The sequence below is a fragment of the Flavobacterium algoris genome, assembly GCF_048158525.1.
Taxonomy (GTDB): domain Bacteria; phylum Bacteroidota; class Bacteroidia; order Flavobacteriales; family Flavobacteriaceae; genus Flavobacterium; species Flavobacterium algoris.
In genome coordinates this window covers 233,287-253,096 of the sequence record NZ_JBLNKT010000001.1, presented here as the reverse complement: position 1 = coordinate 253,096, position 19,810 = coordinate 233,287, and the positions used below count along the sequence as shown (strand labels likewise).

General features: G+C 37.0%; 18 protein-coding genes. 5 read left to right on the top strand and 13 right to left on the bottom strand.

Features of this window, described 5'->3' with window-relative positions; genetic code table 11:
• On the top strand, positions 1-365 hold a 365-nt coding region (locus tag ACM55I_RS01010; RefSeq protein ID WP_416844919.1), incomplete at its 5' end, for an integrase core domain-containing protein.
• Positions 366-461: 96 nt separating this feature from the next.
• Here ACM55I_RS01010 and ACM55I_RS01005 read toward each other — a convergent pair.
• The 3 genes from ACM55I_RS01005 to ACM55I_RS00995 all read right to left on the bottom strand — a co-directional run bounded on the left by ACM55I_RS01005 (position 462) and on the right by ACM55I_RS00995 (position 2,425).
• On the bottom strand, positions 462-779 hold the full coding sequence (locus ACM55I_RS01005) for a 2Fe-2S iron-sulfur cluster-binding family protein (protein WP_035668621.1): 318 nt from the start codon (positions 777-779) through the stop codon (positions 462-464).
• Between the two features lie 195 nt (positions 780-974).
• Positions 975-1,214 carry a NifU family protein gene (locus tag ACM55I_RS01000; protein WP_073205171.1) on the bottom strand — a complete coding sequence of 80 codons (240 nt, stop codon included), beginning with the start codon at positions 1,212-1,214 and terminating at the stop codon, positions 975-977.
• An 80-nt stretch (positions 1,215-1,294) separates the two neighbouring features.
• On the bottom strand, positions 1,295-2,425 hold the full coding sequence (locus ACM55I_RS00995; RefSeq protein WP_416844918.1) for an Mrp/NBP35 family ATP-binding protein: 1,131 nt from the start codon (positions 2,423-2,425) through the stop codon (positions 1,295-1,297).
• A 280-nt stretch (positions 2,426-2,705) separates the two neighbouring features.
• Here ACM55I_RS00995 and ACM55I_RS00990 point away from each other — a divergent pair, with 280 nt between their 5' ends.
• Positions 2,706-3,296: a hypothetical protein gene (locus ACM55I_RS00990; RefSeq protein ID WP_416844917.1), complete on the top strand. Its 591-nt coding sequence runs from the start codon at positions 2,706-2,708 to the stop codon at positions 3,294-3,296.
• Between the two features lie 37 nt (positions 3,297-3,333).
• Here the strand turns inward: ACM55I_RS00990 and ACM55I_RS00985 are convergent, their stop codons facing one another.
• The 3 genes from ACM55I_RS00985 to trmB are packed head-to-tail and all read right to left on the bottom strand — an operon-like array spanning position 3,334 to position 5,080.
• Positions 3,334-3,663 (bottom strand): MGMT family protein, encoded by a 330-nt coding sequence (locus tag ACM55I_RS00985; protein WP_416844916.1) that lies wholly within the window; start codon positions 3,661-3,663, stop codon positions 3,334-3,336.
• 50 nt (positions 3,664-3,713) lie between these two features.
• Complete coding sequence (locus ACM55I_RS00980; protein WP_416844915.1) at positions 3,714-4,349, bottom strand: LysE family transporter; 636 nt, start codon at positions 4,347-4,349, stop codon at positions 3,714-3,716.
• A 53-nt stretch (positions 4,350-4,402) separates the two neighbouring features.
• Positions 4,403-5,080, bottom strand: a complete 678-nt coding sequence (gene trmB / locus ACM55I_RS00975; RefSeq protein WP_416844930.1) for a tRNA (guanosine(46)-N7)-methyltransferase TrmB — start codon at positions 5,078-5,080, stop codon at positions 4,403-4,405.
• Positions 5,081-5,327: 247 nt separating this feature from the next.
• On the opposite strand from trmB, the gene ACM55I_RS00970 reads away from it, so the two are divergent.
• Positions 5,328-6,938 carry a L,D-transpeptidase family protein gene (locus ACM55I_RS00970; protein WP_416844914.1) on the top strand — a complete coding sequence of 537 codons (1,611 nt, stop codon included), beginning with the start codon at positions 5,328-5,330 and terminating at the stop codon, positions 6,936-6,938.
• Between the two features lie 23 nt (positions 6,939-6,961).
• On the opposite strand, the gene ACM55I_RS00965 is transcribed toward ACM55I_RS00970, so the two are convergent.
• Positions 6,962-8,344: an ammonium transporter gene (locus ACM55I_RS00965; RefSeq protein WP_416844913.1), complete on the bottom strand. Its 1,383-nt coding sequence runs from the start codon at positions 8,342-8,344 to the stop codon at positions 6,962-6,964.
• Between the two features lie 224 nt (positions 8,345-8,568).
• The gene (locus ACM55I_RS00960; protein ID WP_416844912.1) at positions 8,569-9,078 is read right to left on the bottom strand and encodes a nuclear transport factor 2 family protein; all 510 of its coding nucleotides are present in this window, start codon (positions 9,076-9,078) and stop codon (positions 8,569-8,571) included.
• A gap of 239 nt (positions 9,079-9,317) precedes the next feature.
• Between ACM55I_RS00960 and ACM55I_RS00955 the strand changes: the two genes are divergently transcribed.
• Positions 9,318-10,901: a L,D-transpeptidase family protein gene (locus ACM55I_RS00955; RefSeq protein WP_416844911.1), complete on the top strand. Its 1,584-nt coding sequence runs from the start codon at positions 9,318-9,320 to the stop codon at positions 10,899-10,901.
• 173 nt (positions 10,902-11,074) lie between these two features.
• Here ACM55I_RS00955 and ACM55I_RS00950 read toward each other — a convergent pair whose 3' ends face one another.
• The 3 genes from ACM55I_RS00950 to ACM55I_RS00940 form a co-directional block, all read right to left on the bottom strand.
• Positions 11,075-11,245 carry a hypothetical protein gene (locus ACM55I_RS00950; RefSeq protein ID WP_416844910.1) on the bottom strand — a complete coding sequence of 57 codons (171 nt, stop codon included), beginning with the start codon at positions 11,243-11,245 and terminating at the stop codon, positions 11,075-11,077.
• Positions 11,246-11,263: 18 nt separating this feature from the next.
• Positions 11,264-11,818 (bottom strand): BRO-N domain-containing protein, encoded by a 555-nt coding sequence (locus ACM55I_RS00945; RefSeq protein WP_416844909.1) that lies wholly within the window; start codon positions 11,816-11,818, stop codon positions 11,264-11,266.
• 208 nt (positions 11,819-12,026) lie between these two features.
• Positions 12,027-12,341 carry an HPF/RaiA family ribosome-associated protein gene (locus ACM55I_RS00940; protein WP_416844908.1) on the bottom strand — a complete coding sequence of 105 codons (315 nt, stop codon included), beginning with the start codon at positions 12,339-12,341 and terminating at the stop codon, positions 12,027-12,029.
• Positions 12,342-12,645: 304 nt separating this feature from the next.
• Here ACM55I_RS00940 and ACM55I_RS00935 point away from each other — a divergent pair, with 304 nt between their 5' ends.
• The gene (locus tag ACM55I_RS00935; RefSeq protein WP_416844907.1) at positions 12,646-14,211 is read left to right on the top strand and encodes a glycerol-3-phosphate dehydrogenase/oxidase; all 1,566 of its coding nucleotides are present in this window, start codon (positions 12,646-12,648) and stop codon (positions 14,209-14,211) included.
• Positions 14,212-14,873: 662 nt separating this feature from the next.
• Here ACM55I_RS00935 and ACM55I_RS00930 read toward each other — a convergent pair.
• Together ACM55I_RS00930 and ACM55I_RS00925 are read right to left on the bottom strand one after the other, a co-directional pair.
• Positions 14,874-16,973: a prolyl oligopeptidase family serine peptidase gene (locus tag ACM55I_RS00930; RefSeq protein WP_416844929.1), complete on the bottom strand. Its 2,100-nt coding sequence runs from the start codon at positions 16,971-16,973 to the stop codon at positions 14,874-14,876.
• 401 nt (positions 16,974-17,374) lie between these two features.
• Positions 17,375-19,582: a TonB-dependent receptor gene (locus ACM55I_RS00925; protein WP_416844906.1), complete on the bottom strand. Its 2,208-nt coding sequence runs from the start codon at positions 19,580-19,582 to the stop codon at positions 17,375-17,377.
• Between the last annotated feature and the right edge of the window lie 228 nt (positions 19,583-19,810).

Below are 19,810 nucleotides of genomic sequence, written 5' to 3'. Positions count from 1 at the left end.
ACAAAAGTTTACCATTAATACATCATTCCGACAGAGGCATTCAATATTGTGCTAATGAATATCAAAAACAACTTAGTAAAAACAAGGTTTTATGCAGTATGACACAAAACTCAGATCCCTATGAAAATGCAGTTGCAGAAAGAATTAATGGCATCTTAAAGCAGGAATTTATGATTGATAAATACAATCAAAAAACAGAAATCATGCAAAAAGTTGTAAGAGAAGCTATTAGTATTTATAATGAAATCAGACCTCATTATTCAAATTACATGCTTACTCCCAATCAGATGCACAGTCAGAATATAATTAAAATGAGAACCTATAAAACAAAAAACAGTAGTAAACCGGAGCTTACTACTGTTTAAAAATTGTACTTTTATTTTTTATTAATCCTGTATCGTTTTTTCAGGACTAGACACAATCCAAAAATAAAAAGCGCTCACCAAGATGAACGCTTTTTATTAATTTTCCGGAGCCAACTCCAGTTCTAAACCTTCGAGGCTTTCGGTGATTGGGATTTGGCAGCCCAAACGACTGTTTGATTTTACGTAAAATGCTTCAGAGAGCATCGCTTCTTCATCGTCTCCCATTTCAGGTAACGCAACATCATTCAGAACATAACATTGACAAGAAGCACACATGGCCATTCCGCCACAGGTTCCTTCTACAGGAAGTTCATACGCTTTACATAATTCCATGATATTCATGGCCATATCTGTAGGAGCCTGTAATTCATGTACTACTCCTTCTCTATCTTTAATTTTTATTAATACATCCATTTTTTACTGTTTGGAAATTGGTTGGTTAATCAATGGTATCTTTTTTGGAATATCCTAAAGGCATCCTGATGGTTTGCGTGAGGGATAGCAGCCAGCTACCGAAGTAGCGCGGATAGCCCGACGATCTTGAGAAAAAAGGCAAATACTCGTAATCTTGAGTAGCCTTTTTTCTCAAAATGGTCACGCCCTAATCATTTACAGGATATTTACAACAGTCTCTATTTGGGGAGCAAACTTTTTGATGGTGGTTTCCACACCGGCTCTTAATGTCATTTGGTTTACACTGCAACTGGTGCATGCTCCTTCGAGTCGCACTTTTACGTGTTTGTCATCCTCGATGGAAATAAGGGTAATATCGCCGCCGTCAGAGTTCAAAAAAGGTCTGATTTCTTCGAGTGCTTTTTGTACTTCTATTGTTAATTCTTCTGTTGTCATAATTTAGATTTTTAGATAGTTAGATTTCTAGATGGTTAGATTTTTTCTAAAAGTCTAACCGTCAAAATTGTCTAAGTATTCTATTTTTTATTTACTGCTGAACAACCTGCCATAGTTGTAATTTTTACCGCTTCGGTAGCAGGCAAACTTTCGTTTCTGCTTACTACTTCCCGCACCACATTTCTCGTGATTTCTTCAAAAACAGTTTCGATAATCGAACCCGTTTGCATAGCTGCAGGACGACCGTAATCTCCCGCTTCACGGATTGATTGCACAATTGGCACTTCTCCAAGGAATGGAACTTCTAAATCTTCTGCAAGATTTCTGGCTCCTTCTTTTCCAAAGATATAATATTTATTTTCAGGTAATTCTTCCGGTGTGAAGTAGGCCATGTTTTCAATAATTCCCAATACAGGAACATTTATTGCTTCAGACATGAACATAGAAACTCCTTTTTTAGCATCGGCCAAGGCTACAGCTTGTGGCGTGCTTACAATTACGACACCGGTGATAGGCAATGATTGTACGATTGAAAGGTGAATGTCTCCTGTTCCTGGCGGCAAATCGACTAACATAAAGTCTAATTCTCCCCAATCTGCATCAAAAATCATTTGGTTTAATGCTTTGGAAGCCATAGGACCTCTCCAAATTACCGCTTGACTTGGTGCCGTGAAAAATCCTATCGAAAGAATTTTTACTTCATAGCTTTCCACCGGTTTCATTTTTGATTTCCCATCCACCATTACGGAGACTGGCTTTTCATTTTCTACGTCAAACATGATTGGCATAGATGGTCCGTAAATATCAGCGTCAAGAATCCCTACCGAGAAACCCATTTTAGCCAATGATACCGCAAGATTTGCAGTAACGGTAGACTTTCCTACACCTCCTTTACCAGAGGCAACTCCGATAATATTTTTTATTCCCGGAATTTGTTTTCCTTTAATTTCTGGCTTGTCCGGAACGTCAACTTTACTATTGATTTTGATTTTAGCATCCGGAGATACTAATTCAAGAATTGTTTTTTTGATATCGTCTTCAGCACGTTTTTTAATGTGCATTGCCGGTGTGTGTAATACTAAATCTACCACTACCTCATCGCCAAAAGTAATCACATTTGCTATTGCGCCACTTTCAACCATATTTTTTCCTTCTCCAGCTATAGTAATCGTTTCTAAAGCTTTAAGGATGTCTTTCCTATCTAATTTCATTTTTAGTTTATTGTTTTCTATTGGCATTTTAGCGCCAGAATATTATCTTTATTTAAACTGATTTCAGATTACAAAGATACTGTGAAAAGTTCTTATTCTAAAGGATTTGCATCGCATTTATTGATTTGGAAATTGATGGTATTTATTAACCAATTTCAGCATTATAATTTTCCAATACCAATCCATCTAAAGGGAGCTATTCTCTTTCTGATTTAATTAAAAAACATCAACATTAAATCCAATAAACTAAAATTTATAATTTAAATTTATAAGAAAAAATATGGGATTAAGTTTTCATTATAAGGGAGCACTGAGAAACCCTACACTTTTAAAAAAATTAATTGAAGAGGTCACTGACATCGCGCAGGCCAACCAATGGAAATTTCATGTTTTTGAAGAAGCATTTCCAAGTCCTATTTTTACTCTTGATTCCTATAATGATTCCATTTACGGTATTTGTTTTAGTCCTCCCAATTGCGAAGTTATTTGCTTGACATTTCGATTCAACGGAAAAATGTGTGCTTTCTATAATTTCGAATCTACGAAGGTTTCCGTAAATGAGTTAGACGAAAACTATTTATCGGTAAAAACACAATTTGCCGGACCTGAAATCCACAAACAACTGATGATCATCTTCGATTATTTAAACAAAAAATATTTTGAAAATTTTGACCTTAGCGATGAAGGAAATTATTGGGAAACAAAAAATGACCAATTACTCCAGGATACATTTGAGAAATACACCAATTTAATTAATGGATTTGATAGTTTATTAAACAACATCCCAATTGGAGAAAACGAAACCATCGAAGCCTATTTAATTCGAATTGCTGAAATAAACAATAAAAAGAACGACACTAATGAAGGATAAAAACGACAAAGGAAGTCAACTGCCAAAACTGTAAAAATCACTCCTGCCTAACCTCTGGCTGCCAAAAATGTTTTTCAAAATCCACAATTTGATTGTCCACAACTTCTATTCCTTCGTTTTCCAATAATTGTTGCATAAGATTTGTTCCGTCAAAATGAAGTTTTCCGGTAAGCAAACCTTTTCTATTGACCACACGATGTGCCGGAACATCTTCCATATTATGCGAAGCATTCATCGCCCAGCCCACCATTCGAGCAGAGCGCGCAGTTCCTAAAGCTTTTGCAATAGCGCCATAAGAAGTGACTTTTCCATAAGGAATTTGTCTGGCGATGGCGTATACTCGTTCGAAAAAATTATCGTTTGACATGGTTATGAATCTGATGAAAAATACTTTCTATTTTGCGCAAAGCAAAAAAACTAACTCAAATAATATCGTATAATATTGAATAACGTAATTGCAGCAATCAATCCGGTTATCGTTCCAATAATCGTATTCATATTCCTCATGATATAATCCGTCTTGTTTTGTATTTTTTGAAAGAATGTGATATAACAGTAAAAAACCAAAGAAGAACCCAGTACCACACCAGTCACAAAAACAAAAACATCGCCCATATCATAAAAAAACAAATTATAAGAAGACAAAGTGATGCTTACAAAAACATAATATGGAATAGGAAAAAAATTAAGTGCAGAAAGCAGCATCCCAAGAAAAAACCTTTTTGTACTGCTGTACTTTTTTATTTTACCCTTTTTTTTCTTTGGTTTTTTAGCAATCCAAAGAAAATAAACGGTCAAAGTGGCAAAAACACCAAATCCTGCTTCACGTAATAAAATTAATACATCAGGACGTTCATCAATATAATGGGCAAATAGTATGGCAAGATAAGCTTGAAAAAATATTATAATGACGGCTCCAAAAACAAACCAGGTTGCACTTCTTTTCCCTTCTTTAAGATTTACTTTAGCCGCTGTCATATTGATTAAACCTGGCGGTGTAATACCAATAAAAGCAGTAACGAAACCCAAAAGCAAAGATATAATTAGATTCATAGGCAATAAGTCAGTAGTAAAAAAGCAAGACTATTCAAGTTTTAAATACGAGACTATTCTTTAATTTTGAATCTAATATACGTAATTGCTTTATTAATTTCCAAATATTGTTTTTCGTAAAAAGTTTGAAAAGCAGTCACTTCCTCCGGACTTCCTTCATTTACATACACATTATGATTTGCATACAAAACTTCATGACCTTCCCCATGTAGCAATCCCAGCGTATATCCGTGCATGAACTCACTATCGGTTTTTAAGTTTACGACTCCGTCTTTTTTGAGGATTTTTTTATACAACTGTAAAAACTCCGAATTTGTCATTCTGTGTTTTGTGCGTTTGTATTTTATTTGTGGATCTGGAAAAGTAATCCAAATTTCGTCCACTTCCTTTTCAGCAAAAATATGATTGATTAACTCAATTTGAGTTCTAATAAAAGCCACATTATGAAGCCCTGTATCAACAGCAGTTTTGGCACCACGCCAGAAACGGGCTCCTTTGATATCAATACCTATAAAATTTTTATTTGGGTATCTTTCGGCAAGACCTACTGAATATTCTCCTTTTCCACAGCCTAATTCCAGTACCAATGGATTTTCATTTTTGAAGAACTCTGAGTTCCATTTTCCTTTAAGCGGAAATAAATCCCCTACTACTTCTTCTCTTGTTGGTTGAAAAACGTTGTTGAATGTTTCGTTTTCCTTGAACCTTTTTAATTTATTTTTACTTCCCACTTTTTCAGAATATTTCGGCAAAATTAAGGAAATATATAAGACCGAATGGTTTGCTGAAGAAAAAATGAAGAAAATCATTTCAAGAGCCTTTGCTATTGCAAAAGTATTTGTGTTTTGAATCATTTTTATGAAACGATTTCTAATTCTTGTATTAATTGAACCCGCCAGATCCTTTGAACACAAACTCGATTGTCATTCGTTTTTTACCAAGAAAATATTTCATTATCTTTATATAAATAATTACGCTATGAGAAACTTTGTAGTATCGTTTGTAATTATATTTTTCGGCTTTACGCTTACCATCGTTTACCGCAATAACAAAGAAAACGAAATGGTAAAAGCGATTGCGATTGCCTTATCCCTACAAAAACCATCGGAAGCTAAATCTGTAATTCTCATCAACAGCGCTATTATAGCGGATTTTTTCAAGAAATATCCTGATTTAAAAAAATACAAATCAGATGTTAGTGCTTTGTACAAAAAACGAAACTATAAATCTATTTGGTATGATCGCAAAGGAGTCATTGAGTTTGCTAATTTGTTATATTCGAAAGTAAATCTGCTTGATGAAGAAGGTATAGCATCCAATTTAGCCTACAAAGATAAGATTGACGGGATTTTCAACGAAAAACGTACAGACGACCTATCTCCTGTCGATACGGAATTATTATTATCCTCTCTTTATGTTTTCTATGCCAAAAAGGTATTCCAAGGTATTGACACTAAAAAAATCAGGGAAATAGGATGGTTTTTACCCCGAAAAAATCTCTCGTATGAAAGCTTATTGGATTCACTCTTAGTCGATCTTCAATTGCTGAATAAAAACGAAAAACAACTATTTGGACAATATTATAAACTACGTGAAGCTTTAAAAAAATACCGTCAAATAGAAAAAAATGGAGATTGGAACCCCATAACAACTGATTTCTTGCCAAAAGAATACAACCTTGGTGACAGCTCAAAAACCATTGGTCAAATCAGGCAACGTTTGGCGGTTACCGGAGATTTAAAACAGGATTCCAAAAGCAATTTGTACGACAAAGGATTAATGGAGGGTGTATTGAATTACAAAAAAAGAAACAGCATGAAAATGGATTATTCAATAACTTCCATGCTTATTCAGCGTATGAACACCCCAATTGAAAAATACATCAAAGCCATTATCGTTAACATGGAACGCTGTAGATGGATTGCTCCAGAAATGATTAAAGCAGATGAATATATCATTATAAACATTCCATCCTTCAAACTGATTTTTAAAAGAAATCGTAAAAAAGAATTAGAGTCAGATGTATTTGTAGGCGAAACCATGAACGAAACAGTTATTATTAGCAGCAATGTGACACAAATAGTATTCAGCCCGTACTGGAACGTTCCCAACAGCATCATAGAAAATGAGTTGGTTCCTGCGATGTCTCGTGAAAAAAATTATCTGGAAGCCCATAATATGGAATGGAATAACGGCAAAATTAGGCAGAAACCAGGAGAAAAAAACGCGTTGGGACTAGTGAAGTTTATTTTTCCGAATGCAAATGATATCTACCTACACGATACTCCTTCTAAAAGCTTATTTGAATCGGAATATCGAGCCTACAGTCACGGCTGTATCAATATGAGCAAAGCCAAAGAACTGGCTTTATTGCTTTTAAAAGATGACCCTGACTGGCCTATAGAACGCATTAATGACGCCATGAAAGGGGAAAAGGAAACCATTTGTATCCTGAAAAAGAAAATCCCTATCCATATAGGCTATTTCACAACTTGGGTAAACGATTCCGGTGAAATTAGTTTCTATAATGATGTGTACGAAAGAGACGACCGCTTAGCAGAATTGCTATTTTCGGATGATTCCAAATAAATGATTCCATACAAAACACCAGTCTATTCTTCGTCAATAACCAGATCTGAACACTCAATTGGATAAAGTGTTTCGTCGTGCTGTGAAAGGTCCAATCCCATAATCTCAGATTCTTCAGTAACGCGCATCGGAATAATTCTATTGGTTATTTTGAATAAAATATAAGCACCAAAAAAAGTATAAATAGAAACAAGAACTAATGCCATCATGTGATGTCCAAAAACGTTCCATCCGCCATGAAGTAAACTGGCATCTTTACCATGCGCAAAAATTGCCGTTAGAATCATTCCCATAATTCCACCAACACCATGACAAGCAAAAACATCTAAGGTATCATCAATCCCTTCTAAAAATTTAGCATTGACAACCCAATTTGAAACAAGGGCTGCTATAAAACCAAAAAACATACTTTCAGGAACGGATACATACCCTGCTGCCGGAGTGATTGAAACCAGTCCTACTACAGCACCGATACAAGCTCCAAGTGCCGAAACTTTTCTGCCATTTATACGATCGAAGAAAATCCAAGTCAACATAGCTGCTGCCGATGCGGTTGTTGTGGTAGCAAAAGCCATCGCTGCAACGCCATTGGCTTCCAAAGAAGAACCTGCATTAAAACCAATCCAACCAAACCAAAGCATTCCAGTCCCTAATAAAACAAAAGGGATATTAGTAGGTACGTGACGGCTATTTTTTCTTTTTCCCAAAACAATAACTCCTGCCAACGCGGCAAACCCGGCACTCATGTGTACCACCGTTCCACCTGCAAAATCTTTAACCCCAAAGTAGGAACCTAAAATTCCCGTAGGATACCAAACAGCATGGCATAAGGGCGCATATATGAACAACGTAAACAAACAAATAAAAAGTAAATAGGAAATAAAACGAACGCGTTCCGCAAAAGATCCCGTGATAATCGCTGGCGCAATCACGGCAAATTTCATTTGGAACAAAGCATACAGCATAAACGGAACGGTACTCGCTATCTTTTTATGTGGCAACATCCCAACATAATCCATAAACGCAAAAGTTCCAGGATTGCCCACAAAACTATAAAAACCGGAACCTATATGAATTCCCATGGGTTCGCCAAAAGCCAAACTAAAACCTACAACTACCCATAATAATGTTACGACACCCAAACAAATAAAACTTTGTAACATGGTTGAGATTACATTTTTCTTTCCTACCATTCCACCGTAGAAGAAAGACAAGCCTGGCGTCATAATTAACACCAAACAACAAGAAGTCAACATCCAGGCAACATCCGCAGGAATGATGTGATCTGTAGTTGCAAATTGTGAAAGAACAGGACTAGTTCCTGACACCGCTGGCCATAATACACCAGTGATACAAACCATACTTATAATGACAAAGGATATGATCCAGCGTTTCTCTATTTTCATTTTCTTTACTTAACCCCGATTTATTAGGGGGCAAAGTTAAAAAAAAATTGATTTCGAGTCATAAAACAATTTAAAATAGGGGTCAACAAAACAATTATCGTCGAATTAGCAATTTTAAAGGCATTTTTTTAAATTTATTCAATTTAGCACCTATGATTTCAGGTGTTTATTGAGGAATAAATTATAATGAATTTTTCATCCAAATTAAAAATGGAATATAAGTACTACTTATTTTGCAGGTTTTTTAGCAGCGTGTCTTCAATGGATGCTTTTATTTTGACAACCTCAGTAACATTATCGTTAGGAATAGTCATTGACAAAACATAGTGTTTTATTTTCCAATCCTTGCCTATTTTTACAAGTACTCCCGAGCCCCGACAAATCTTCATTTGCGTATGCAACAACTCATCAAACCAAGACGTTTTTCCCGTTTTATCAAAATAAATGTGGCGTTCCAATGCGGTAAAATTCCAAGTTTTGCCTTTGTCAAACAAAGGTTTTGCCCAAACTTTGAAAGCTGTTTTATTCCAATTTTCCGTGGCATCCGTGCCAATGAAAATAGCATCTTCCGTCATGACATTAAAATACGCATTATAGTTCGCTTCAGCGGCAGCTTTATGCCAAGCATCAAGTGTAGTATTAATGCTTTCTTTCTCGTTTTCAGCGTCTTGATCCTTTGGAATAAAAGCTGAAAACAGCAAAATACTTAAAGAAAACAGGATTATTTTTTTCATAATTTTTGGATTTACATAAATTTATTTGGCGTAAAATATCGATTTAAAAATCAAACTAATAACATAAAACATTGACATACAAAATGTTAATTATTAATTTTATTTGATTGCTACCCTAAAAGTAAAGATAGAATTTAAAGCTTAAAAAACAGCCTCTTTCAGAACAGGTATTACACTACTCGATTTGGCGTATTTTTGTAATGCCTTCAAATGAATTATTATGTATTAAAGTTCAACTTATGAGAAAGTTACTATTCCCAATTATAGTTATTATTTTTACAATAATATTGACCACCGTTTCCTGTAAAAAGAAAAGCGAAAATATCCCTGCAGGAAATAAGGAAAACATAAGCAGTCCTGAAGACATGGCTTTTGACAGCACTCATGTCGAAACGTTTTTCGGGAAGCATCCAAAACTGGAAAAATACAAACCTGAAGTAGAATCGTTATATCGCAAACACCAATTTCATTATGTATGGTTTGATAAAAACGGAATCAATGAATTTGGAAATTTGCTACACAACAAAATCAATAATCTGGCACAAGAAGGCGTTCAGACTGTTATTCCCTACAAAGAAAAATTAGACGAAATTTACGATGATGCTGATGATAATCAAAAACCAAACATTGATATCGAACTGTTAAACTCGGCATTATACTTTTTTTATGCTGACAAAGTATATCATGGTTTGGATGCTAAAAAAACAAATGATATTGGATGGTATTTGCCTCGAAAAAAACAATCTTATGTCAGTTATTTAGATTCACTGCTCATCAATCCTTCCTTAATCAACAAAGACGAAAAAGGGGTGTTAGGCCAATATTACTTACTGAAAGACGTCTTGCAAAAATACCTTCAAATAGAAAAAAAAGGCGGTTGGAAAGCCATAACTGTTGACCCAGACGTGAAGTCCTACAAACCTGGAGACAGTGCAGCTGCAATTGCTCAAATCAGACAACGGTTATTCGTCACTGGCGATATTACCTCTGATTCAAAGAGCGCTGTATATGATAGCGCATTGGCTACAGGAATTTTGAAATACAAAAAGAGAAGTGGCAATACGCTCAACAAAACTATTTTGCCGGAACACATCAAAGACATGAATGTGACTGTAGCCGAACGTATCAAAACCATAACGGTCAATATGGAACGCTGTCGTTGGATTTCAAACGACATTACCAAAACCAAAGAATTAATTGTCATCAATATTCCCGCTTATGAATTAACATTTCTTAGAGATGGAAAATCAGTATTAAAGTCTAAAGTCGTAGTGGGAAAAGCCTTGAATAAAACAGTTATTTTTAGTGCTCCAATGAAATATATCGTGTTTAGACCGTATTGGAATGTCCCAACGAGTATTTTAAAGAAAGAAATCCTTCCGGCAATCGAGAAGAATCCAAATTATTTGGCGGAACACGATATGGAGTGGAAAGACGATTACGTAAGACAAAAACCGGGACCTGAAAATTCATTGGGACTAGTGAAATTTTTATTCCCTAATTCGAATGCTATTTATTTGCACGATACCCCATCAAAGGATTTATTCAACAAAGAAAACAGAGCCTTTAGTCACGGATGTATTCGTGTGGCAAAACCAAAAGAGCTTGCAGCTATGATTATGAAAAATGACAAAAACTGGGATCTTGAAAAAATAGAAACGGCGATGAACAGCGGAGAAGAATATTGGTACACTCTCAAAAATAAAATTCCAGTTTACATTGGGTATTTTACCGCTTGGGTAGATACTGACGGAGTGGTTCATTTCTATGAAGATGTTTATGACCGGGACGAAACATTAGCGCGATTGCTATACAACAGATAAATTTTGTTGGTTTCCTAAAAAAGCATAAAAGTCAGAATCAAATTTGAGACTGAATCTAGGACTGATTATTAATTTCGTTTTACCTTTATCCTATTCTTTTAATTTATCATTTTTCTCTTTTAAAACTTTTGCGTTTTGCGAGCTAACGGTTTTTTACCCGTTTGTTCTTCAATTTATTTTCTCGTATCGCCCGCAATTTTAGCACCTTTTAGGGCTATTCTTTTATTGTCTGCAAAAGTTTTAGGATTGTTTTCTTTGCTTATTTCTGTCGTAGTTGCTTCAGCCAACATATTTAAGACCAACTCTAAATTGGTCATATTATCTCTTAGGTTTTCTTTTTTCAACCCTTTTAGATTCTTGTATTATTTTACCGTATTCCCACTCCAAGCCTGAGTAATTATATCGGTAAGCGATCCAAATTCCTGCCCTATTTTAACGCCCCTATTTTCCCATTCATCGGTGAGTTCTTTTCTAACTTCTATGCTTTTTAACCGCTGATTAATCCAAGCCGTACTGTACCCTAAATTCAAATAATTTTCCATAGCACGATCAATTGCCTTTTCAAGATCTTGACTTTCCTCTATTCTTTCATAGCCATTTTTGGCTAACCATTGTTTAAAAGACTCTGCTTTTGGTGATGGAATCGATTGAATCAAACGGAATAGTTGCTCGGTATTAGCCACATCTGTTAAACGCATCTTACCATCAGGAGCTACCATTTTCAAACCGTTACAATTTGTAACGGTTTCATTTCCTTCAGCCAAAAGGCGCTTTTTTAAAACTCGCCAATAAACTTGTGGATTATTACTATCTGTTAAAGCGGCAATAATATCTACAATCGAAAAAAACCATTTCTCTTGTTCGTTATCCCAAGAGGAACGTATTTTTTGACTTTCAAATAATTTTATGTTTTCCATTGTTTTGCTTTATATAAATTCAACACTAATGAGTTGCAAAGTTTTAAGTTCTGTTTGAACCCTTAAATTAAATGTACTAATTTACTGCTAAAACAACAAACAACCATTATCGCAATTCTAAAGAATCTTAACCAAAAAAAATGACACTTTCTTATTTAAAAGATTGTGTCATTTTTTTTCTTATTGCTATTTGCCTAAAGGCAACTATTTAATACGTTTTCTGTTTTTCGAAAGTTGTATCCAACACTTTTTTAATTTTATCCAATGCCCCGTGAAATGCTTTCTCCATAGTATCCGCATGGTGCGTAACCGCCATAGGCTGCATGTTTATTGGTCGTGCCTCAATAAGACATCGCTTGTCATTGATTCCGGATTTATCACTGTTTTCGTCTCCAAGATGCACTTCTAAACGGGTAACTTTTTCTTCAAAACGCGTTAACGCTTTTTCTAGTTCCTCTGAAATATACGCTTTCAAACGGGCGTGTCCTTCTACATTGTTGTCAGTGTTGATTTGTATTGTCATAGTATTATTTATTTAATGTTGTCTTTCAAATTTACCGATCCCTTTATGAAAAACCGAGTCCATTAGTAAAACATTGTGATAATAAAAAAAACAAGAAGGGAATATAAGGAAAGAATTGAATCATAGTTTATAATTTACAACCTAGCTTTTTTATTTCGTTCGAAATAATTTAAAACTGGATTTCAGCCACAAGGTTTTCCATGTTTTTTCTAATCTCCACCTTTTGCCAGGCCATTCACTTTTACGGTTTATCTTTAGATTTAAAATCTTTTTCCTATATTTCTCCTCCCATTCAATTCCTTTTATGAACAGAGACACGAGTATTGATTTTCTAAACCAACACAACACAATATGGGATGTAATCATCATTGGCGGTGGTGCCACGGGATTGGGCATTGCATTAGACGCCGTGTTGAGAGGGTACAAAACGCTATTGCTGGAACAGTCCGATTTCACCAAAGGGACTTCCAGCCGAAGTACGAAACTAGTCCATGGAGGCGTGCGGTATTTAGCCAAAGGCAATATCCGATTAGTATTTGAAGCGTTGCACGAACGGGGATTGCTCTTTAAAAACGCCCCGCATCTCACCCAAAATCAATCTTTTATAATCCCTTCTTTCAGTATTTTTGGAGGCTATTTTTATACTTTAGGTTTAAAAATCTATGATTTGATGGCTGGCAGATTGAGTCTGGGCAATTCGGCTTTTATCAATGCGCAGCAGGTTCAGGAATACTTACCCAGAATTAAGTCAAAGCACCTTAAAAACGGAACACTATACCACGACGGACAATTTGACGATGCCCGTTTCGGGATAAACCTGGCACAAACCAGTGTCGAAAACGGAGCCCATCTGCTCAATTACATGCCAGTAACCGGTTTAGGAAAAAATAAAAATGGAAAAATAAATCAAGTACAGGCCACCGATTTAGAAACAGGAAAACTTTATTCCCTAAAAACCAAAACGGTAATCAATGCCACGGGCGTTTTTGCCGATGCCATTCTTGGCATGGATGACGTAAAAAAGAAGCCCATTATAATGGCCAGTCAAGGGACGCATCTCGTTTTAGACCGATCTTTTCTCCCTACCCATTATGCCCTGATAATTCCTAAAACCAGTGATGGAAGGGTATTGTTTGCTATTCCGTGGTACAATAAAGTAGTCGTAGGAACAACAGACACCGTCATAGACCTGGAAAGTCTGGAACCTCGGGCACTAAAAACAGAAGTCGATTTTATAGTAAGCACCCTCAACCAATATCTTGTTAAAACCGTGACCCGAGCCGATGTCTTATCCGTGTTCAGTGGCTTGCGCCCTTTGGCCAGACCGCAAAAAAAGCATCAAAAAACCAAAGAAATTTCAAGAAGTCATAAAATAATTGTGTCCAAAAGCGGCTTAGTCTCCATCATAGGCGGCAAATGGACCACCTACAGACGCATGGCCGAAGACACGCTGGACCGCGTTATCAAAAAAGGAAACTTAAAACCAAGCAAATGCAGCACCAAAGATTTTAAAATACATGGTTACACCTTAAACCAAGACCTTACAGATCCGCTGCATCAGTATGGATCGGATGCGGAGGGAATACGGGAATTAGCGCTCGAAAATCCAAAATGGGTCGAAAAACTACATCACGATTATCCTTTTATAAAAGCCGAAGTCATCTGGGCGGTACGCCATGAAATGGCCCGTAAAGTCGAGGATGTACTCGCACGAAGACTCCGAATTCTATTTCTAGATGCCAGAGCAGCCCTGCAAATGGCTCCCGAAACCGCACAACTCCTCGCCACCGAAAGAGAAAAACCTAATTCTTGGGTACAGGAACAAATCAAAGATTTTGAGGTTTTGGCAAAAGGATATTGGTTGGAGTAAAAACAAGATTCATCCAATTTACTTGCATTAGCTGATCCTACAATCCCTCTCTTTTTCAATTCTGGATCAAAATTTCTAAAATTTTCGGTTTTCATCTTTACTGAATTTGGGCTTTTATGTCCTCATTATTATTTAGTTTTCAACTTGATTTGATTGTTCCAAAAAACGCCGTTAAGTGTTTGATATTGGTAGAAACCAAGAATGCCCCAACCATCATAGTCCCATAGGAACGGAACATATAATCCCTACGGGATATTATTGTGTGGATAAAACAATTTCCTACCAACATCAAATCCCATACGGGATAAAAATGTTCATGAATTGAATTCTGTTTTTGATTTATTCCACAAAAAAAGGCTACTCTTTCGAATAGCGTTTTTTGAACTTATTGTTGGTTTATATCCGTGATAAGATTGCTTCGTTCCTCGCAATGACAAACTGGAACGGAACGACAAAGAGAGTTTCGGGATTACAAACGAAGTATTTGAATGAAAATCGTCTAGGGAATCCAATGCCCTAGCCCTGATAGCAGTGAAAATCCTTTTTCTAAACGCTGTCAGGGTTTTGAACCCTGACAGCGTTGAAAAAGATTGTAACGGATAGCAGGAAATAGCTTCTGAAAAAAATCCTGAAATGAATTCAGGATAAATCCAGGACAAGCCCTAATCAGCTAACTTTTGCAATTCCGTGATGCCCATATTGTACAACGTAAAGGCCTGAATATCGACATTTTCCTGAATGGTTGCCGCCACGGATTTTCCTGCGCCGTGTCCTGCATTGATATCAATTCTAATTAAAGCTGGATTGGTTCCGGTTTGCTTTTGCTGTAATTCGGCAGCAAATTTAAAACTGTGCGCCGGCACTACTCTATCATCGTGATCGCCTGTGGTGACCATCGTAGCCGGATATTGAATTCCTTTTTTTATGTTGTGTACGGGAGAATAGCCCTTGATATAGGCAAACATTTCCTTGCTGTCCTGCGCGGTTCCGTAATCATACGCCCAACCTGCACCTGAGGTGAAGGTGTGGTAGCGCAACATGTCCATCACGCCTACGGCTGGCAAAGCGACTTTCATCAAGTCCGGACGTTGCGTCATGGCAGCACCTACAAGCAATCCGCCGTTTGACCCACCACGAATAGCAAGAAATTGTGAAGACGTGTAGTTGCCGTCAATCAAATATTCGGCAGCGGCGATGAAATCATCAAAGACATTTTGCTTTTGCATTTTGGTTCCCGCATCGTGCCATTTTTTCCCGTATTCGCCACCGCCACGTAAATTCGGTACCGCAAAAATGCCTCCGTTTTCCATCCAAACGGCATTGGCAATACTGAAACTTGGCGTCAGGCTTATGTTGAATCCTCCGTACCCATACAACATCGTTGGGTTTTTACCGTCCAGTTTCAATCCTTTTTTATGGGTAATTAGCATTGGAATTTTGGTTCCGTCTTTGGAAGTGTAAAACACTTGTTTGGACTCATATTCTTCGCTGTTGAAATCTACTTTTGGTTTTTGATACACCGCAGAAGTTCCTGATTTTGGTTCAAATGAGAAGATAGAACCCGGAGTAATGTAATTTGTGAACGAATAATAGAGTGTTTTTTCTTTTTTCTTTCCGCCAAAACCACCGGCAGTTCCTACGCCCGGCAATTGAATCTCCCGAACCAGTTTTCCGGAATAATCGTATTGTTTCACCACCGAAACGGCATCTTTCATATAATTGGCAAAGAAATAACCGCCGCCAGTTGTTGGTGTCAAAACATTCTCGGTTTCCGGAATGAAATCTTTCCAGTTTTCTGGTTTCGGGTTATTGACATCCACGGTAACGATGCGTTTATTGGGTGCATTCAAGTCGGTTTCAATGAATAACTTCGTGCCTTCGTTGTCAATAATGTTGTTATCGCTCTTGAAATTATCCACAAGGGTCACAATAGGACTGTTGGGTTTTGTCAAGTCTTGGATGTACAATTCGTTTCCATAGGTTGAAGTCGATGCCGTAATTACCAAATAATGGTTGTCCTCTGTAACACCGCCACCTACATAACGTCGTTTTTTATCGGCGCCAAAAATCACTTTATCTTGCTTTTGCGGCGTTCCTAACTTGTGGAAATACAGTTTGTGTTGGTCCGTCTTTGCGGATAATTCGCTTCCTTTCGGTTTGTCATAACTGGAATAGTAGAATCCTTCGTTTCCTCTCCAAGACACACCGCTGAATTTTACATCGACTATCGTGTCTTCAATAATTTTTTGGGTGATGGCATCCATTATAATGACTTTTCTCCAGTCGCTGCCACCTTCTGAAATGGCATACGCCACTTTCGAACCGTCTTTGGAGAAGTCCAGTCCGCCAAGCGAGGTGGTTCCGTCTTTAGAAAAAGTATTGGGATCCAGGAACACCGTTTCGGTCCCTTTGGCATCTTTTCTGTACAACACCGATTGGTTTTGCAAGCCGTTGTTTTTGTAGTAATACGTATAATTCCCCTCGATAAAAGGCGCGCCTATTTTCTCATAATTCCACATCTTTTCCATTCTTGTTTTTAACGCATCGCGAAACGGAATTTGGCCTAAATAACCATAGGTCACTTCATTCTGGGCTTTTACCCAAGCACCCGTTTCAGCAGATTTATCGTCTTCGAGCCAGCGGTACGGATCGGCGACTTTAGTATCGAAATACACATCGACGGTTTCTCCTTTATGGGTAATGGGATATTTTATAGGATTTTTGTTTTGACCAAAAGAGGCCATTGTAGTTGAAACTGCCATTATTAAAAAAGTTTTTTTCATTAAATTCTGATTTAAATCAGTACAAAAATAGACAAATAGTTCCTGTCCCTTATGCAAGGAATTCTTAAAAAAGAGTTAGTCGTGCAAATTCGAACTGAGAACACAATTGAATAATTAAATCATTTCTTATATGAACTTATATCCCTTATATGTTGAAAAACACAAACCATGTAAGAAATATAAGTTCATTTAAGTTAAAGCCAATTATGTCCGCACTGTAGCATAATTCAAAAACAAATCAATTCTTAAATGGACTTATATCCCTTATATGTTGAAAAAAATACAAACCATATAAGAATTATAAGTTACTTTAAGTTTAAACCAAAAAACGCTACTCTTTCGAATAGCATTTTGATTGTTTTTTTGCGGATGCAAATGAATTACAAATTAAAATTCACTCCCAAAACCACGTTTCTCCCTATGTTAGGAATTCCATCGGTTTTCAAGCGGGAAAGGTGCGCGATGTATCTTTTGTCCAATACATTATTCGCGTTCAGGTTGACATCAAAAACGGTTTTTCCTAATTTTACTTTTCCACCAAAACCCAGATTCAGCAAAGAATAGCCATTGGATTTAGTCTCAAAACCACTCACGTTATTTTGATTAAAAGTCGTGGACAGATTCAAAGTGGCGAAACCATCTTCGAGCCAGTTTTTAATATTGAATTCTGTTCTAATCGTGTTATTCCAATTATTAGCAGGAATTAAAGGCAGGAAATCGCCATTTTGTTTCTTGCCGGTTACGGTTTCAAAACTAGTTTCGTAATGCAACCAATCTAAAGGATGCGGGTGAAAATGCAGTCCTATTTCGCCTCCGTACAACTTGGCATTATTCTGAATATAATCAAAAACAGCATTGTTGTCAATCACTGCCCCTGTTGGCGAAGTATAGATATAATTGTTGATGTGGTTGTAAAATCCATTGGCAAAAAACTCAAAATGGCTGTTTTTGTATTCCAAATTCACATCGGTTTGCACGTTTTGTTCCGTTTTCAAATCGCTGTTTCCCACTTCATAACGATTCGTTCCCTCATGAACCCCATTGGAAGTTAATTCGGCTAAGTTTGGTGCTCTAAATCCAGAAGCAAGATTCAATCGCAGCGTCAAATCATCGACCAGATTGGTTTTGTAACCCAAGGAAGCATTAAAACTATCGAATGATTTATCGATGGCTTTAAAATAACCTTCGGAACCTGCAATTCCATGTTCTACCGTGGTAATTTGTCTATTATCGAAACGCAATCCGGCTTGCAACACATTGGTTTTCCACTCATAATTAGCAGTTCCAAAAACACCAAAATCATTGGTGGTCGCATCTGGAATTAAATATTCTTCCCCAAAATTTGTGTTGGTTTGGTGCATGCCCTCTATTCCAAAAATAGATTCCACTTTGCCTATTTTTGGCAAATGGTATTTCGCATCGTAATTGAATGTTTTCAGTTTCATGTGCAAGCCAGCGACATTGCTGTCTACGAACTCGCTTCGGTCATTGGCAACATAACCCAAATCAACATCCAGTTTCGATTTTTGGAAAAAGAAAACATTATTTAAACTCAGCAAATGATTGAAAACGCCTTGTCTTGGAAATCCTGTTTCCTTACTGCTCGTTTGTTCTGCAATGCCATCTTCCGGAATTCCTAAATCCAATTTGTTGTAATTGTAACGCAACACACTTGAGAATTTTGCATTGCTGTAGCCAATTCCTGTTTTGAAATCGGTCTCGTTGTAACGGGTATTGGTCACTCTGTCGCCAGTAGCAATTTTATAATCAGAGTGCGTATTGTAACTTCCGCGAGCTAGGAATTTCCAGTTATCAGTAGACGTTTTCAGTCCCAAAGAGGAATTACTTCCCAGCGTATTCGAGAATAGTTTTTGGCTAAAATTAGCTTTGAAGGTATTGCCATCAGCAAATTTTTCGGGATTAAAATACAAAACACCACCCAAAGCATCCGAACCGTATAACAACGAAGCTGGCCCTTTGATAACCTCAACACTTTCTATTCCCGAGTCGTTTAACCCCAAACCATGCTCGTCGCCAAACTGTTGATTTTCCATGCGAACGCCTTGTGAATATACCAAAACCCGATTGCCGCTCAGTCCACGAATTACGGGTTTTCCAATGGATGTTCCTGTAGAAACCTGCGAAACTCCTGGAATCGTTGCCAATCCCTCGATTAATGTGGCAGTTCCTTTTCGTTGTAATTCTTTCATGGTTTGGTGTTCCACTTTCATGACATTTTGCGATTGTATTTTATTGAAAGCGGTCGAAACAATCACTTCATCCATTTGGAATATCGTTTCTTCAAGGATTACATTCAGTGTATTTTCCTTTTGCAAAGCAGTTATGGTTTTATTTTGCGTCCCAAACCCTACGAATGTAAAAGTCAGTTTTAAGTTTCCATTGGGCAGATTGGTAAAGGTATATTTCCCGTTTTCGTCTGTTGCGGTTCCCTTGTGTAATTCTGATGCATACACCGAAACACCTTTTATGGGTTGGTTTTTCAAATCCGTTACGATTCCCGAAAGGGTATTTTGCGCTTGAAGCATCGCCGAAAACCCCAGGAATAGGGCTATAATAAATTTTTTCATTGAAAATGATGGTATTGTTCCTCTCCCCAACCCTCTCCAAAGGAGAGGGAGCCGAGACCGGAATTATTTAGTAAATAAAATGTAGTTCCAAAATCACTTTGAACAAGTGAAATTGCATTTGAAATGAAACAAATTCAGTTAATACCCTATTTTTGACAAACTAGTCCTAACTGTCAGTTCGAGCGCAGTCGAGAACAATTAGCGCATCTCGACTGCGCTCGATGTGGC

What these genes read in the sequence shown, in the direction of transcription:
- ACM55I_RS00990 (WP_416844917.1), top strand. Translation starts at nt 2,706, where the DNA reads ATGGGATTAAGTTTTCATTATAAGGGAGCACTGAGAAACCCTACACTT.
- ACM55I_RS01005 (WP_035668621.1), bottom strand. Translation starts at nt 779, where the DNA reads ATGGATGTATTAATAAAAATTAAAGATAGAGAAGGAGTAGTACATGAA.
- ACM55I_RS00985 (WP_416844916.1), bottom strand. Translation starts at nt 3,663, where the DNA reads ATGTCAAACGATAATTTTTTCGAACGAGTATACGCCATCGCCAGACAA.
- ACM55I_RS00970 (WP_416844914.1), top strand. Translation starts at nt 5,328, where the DNA reads ATGAGAAACTTTGTAGTATCGTTTGTAATTATATTTTTCGGCTTTACG.
- ACM55I_RS00940 (WP_416844908.1), bottom strand. Translation starts at nt 12,341, where the DNA reads ATGACAATACAAATCAACACTGACAACAATGTAGAAGGACACGCCCGT.
- ACM55I_RS00955 (WP_416844911.1), top strand. Translation starts at nt 9,318, where the DNA reads ATGAGAAAGTTACTATTCCCAATTATAGTTATTATTTTTACAATAATA.
- ACM55I_RS01000 (WP_073205171.1), bottom strand. Translation starts at nt 1,214, where the DNA reads ATGACAACAGAAGAATTAACAATAGAAGTACAAAAAGCACTCGAAGAA.
- ACM55I_RS00935 (WP_416844907.1), top strand. Translation starts at nt 12,646, where the DNA reads ATGAACAGAGACACGAGTATTGATTTTCTAAACCAACACAACACAATA.
- ACM55I_RS00995 (WP_416844918.1), bottom strand. Translation starts at nt 2,425, where the DNA reads ATGAAATTAGATAGGAAAGACATCCTTAAAGCTTTAGAAACGATTACT.
- ACM55I_RS00945 (WP_416844909.1), bottom strand. Translation starts at nt 11,818, where the DNA reads ATGGAAAACATAAAATTATTTGAAAGTCAAAAAATACGTTCCTCTTGG.
- ACM55I_RS00930 (WP_416844929.1), bottom strand. Translation starts at nt 16,973, where the DNA reads ATGGCAGTTTCAACTACAATGGCCTCTTTTGGTCAAAACAAAAATCCT.
- ACM55I_RS00960 (WP_416844912.1), bottom strand. Translation starts at nt 9,078, where the DNA reads ATGAAAAAAATAATCCTGTTTTCTTTAAGTATTTTGCTGTTTTCAGCT.
- ACM55I_RS00980 (WP_416844915.1), bottom strand. Translation starts at nt 4,349, where the DNA reads ATGAATCTAATTATATCTTTGCTTTTGGGTTTCGTTACTGCTTTTATT.
- ACM55I_RS00965 (WP_416844913.1), bottom strand. Translation starts at nt 8,344, where the DNA reads ATGAAAATAGAGAAACGCTGGATCATATCCTTTGTCATTATAAGTATG.
- ACM55I_RS00925 (WP_416844906.1), bottom strand. Translation starts at nt 19,582, where the DNA reads ATGAAAAAATTTATTATAGCCCTATTCCTGGGGTTTTCGGCGATGCTT.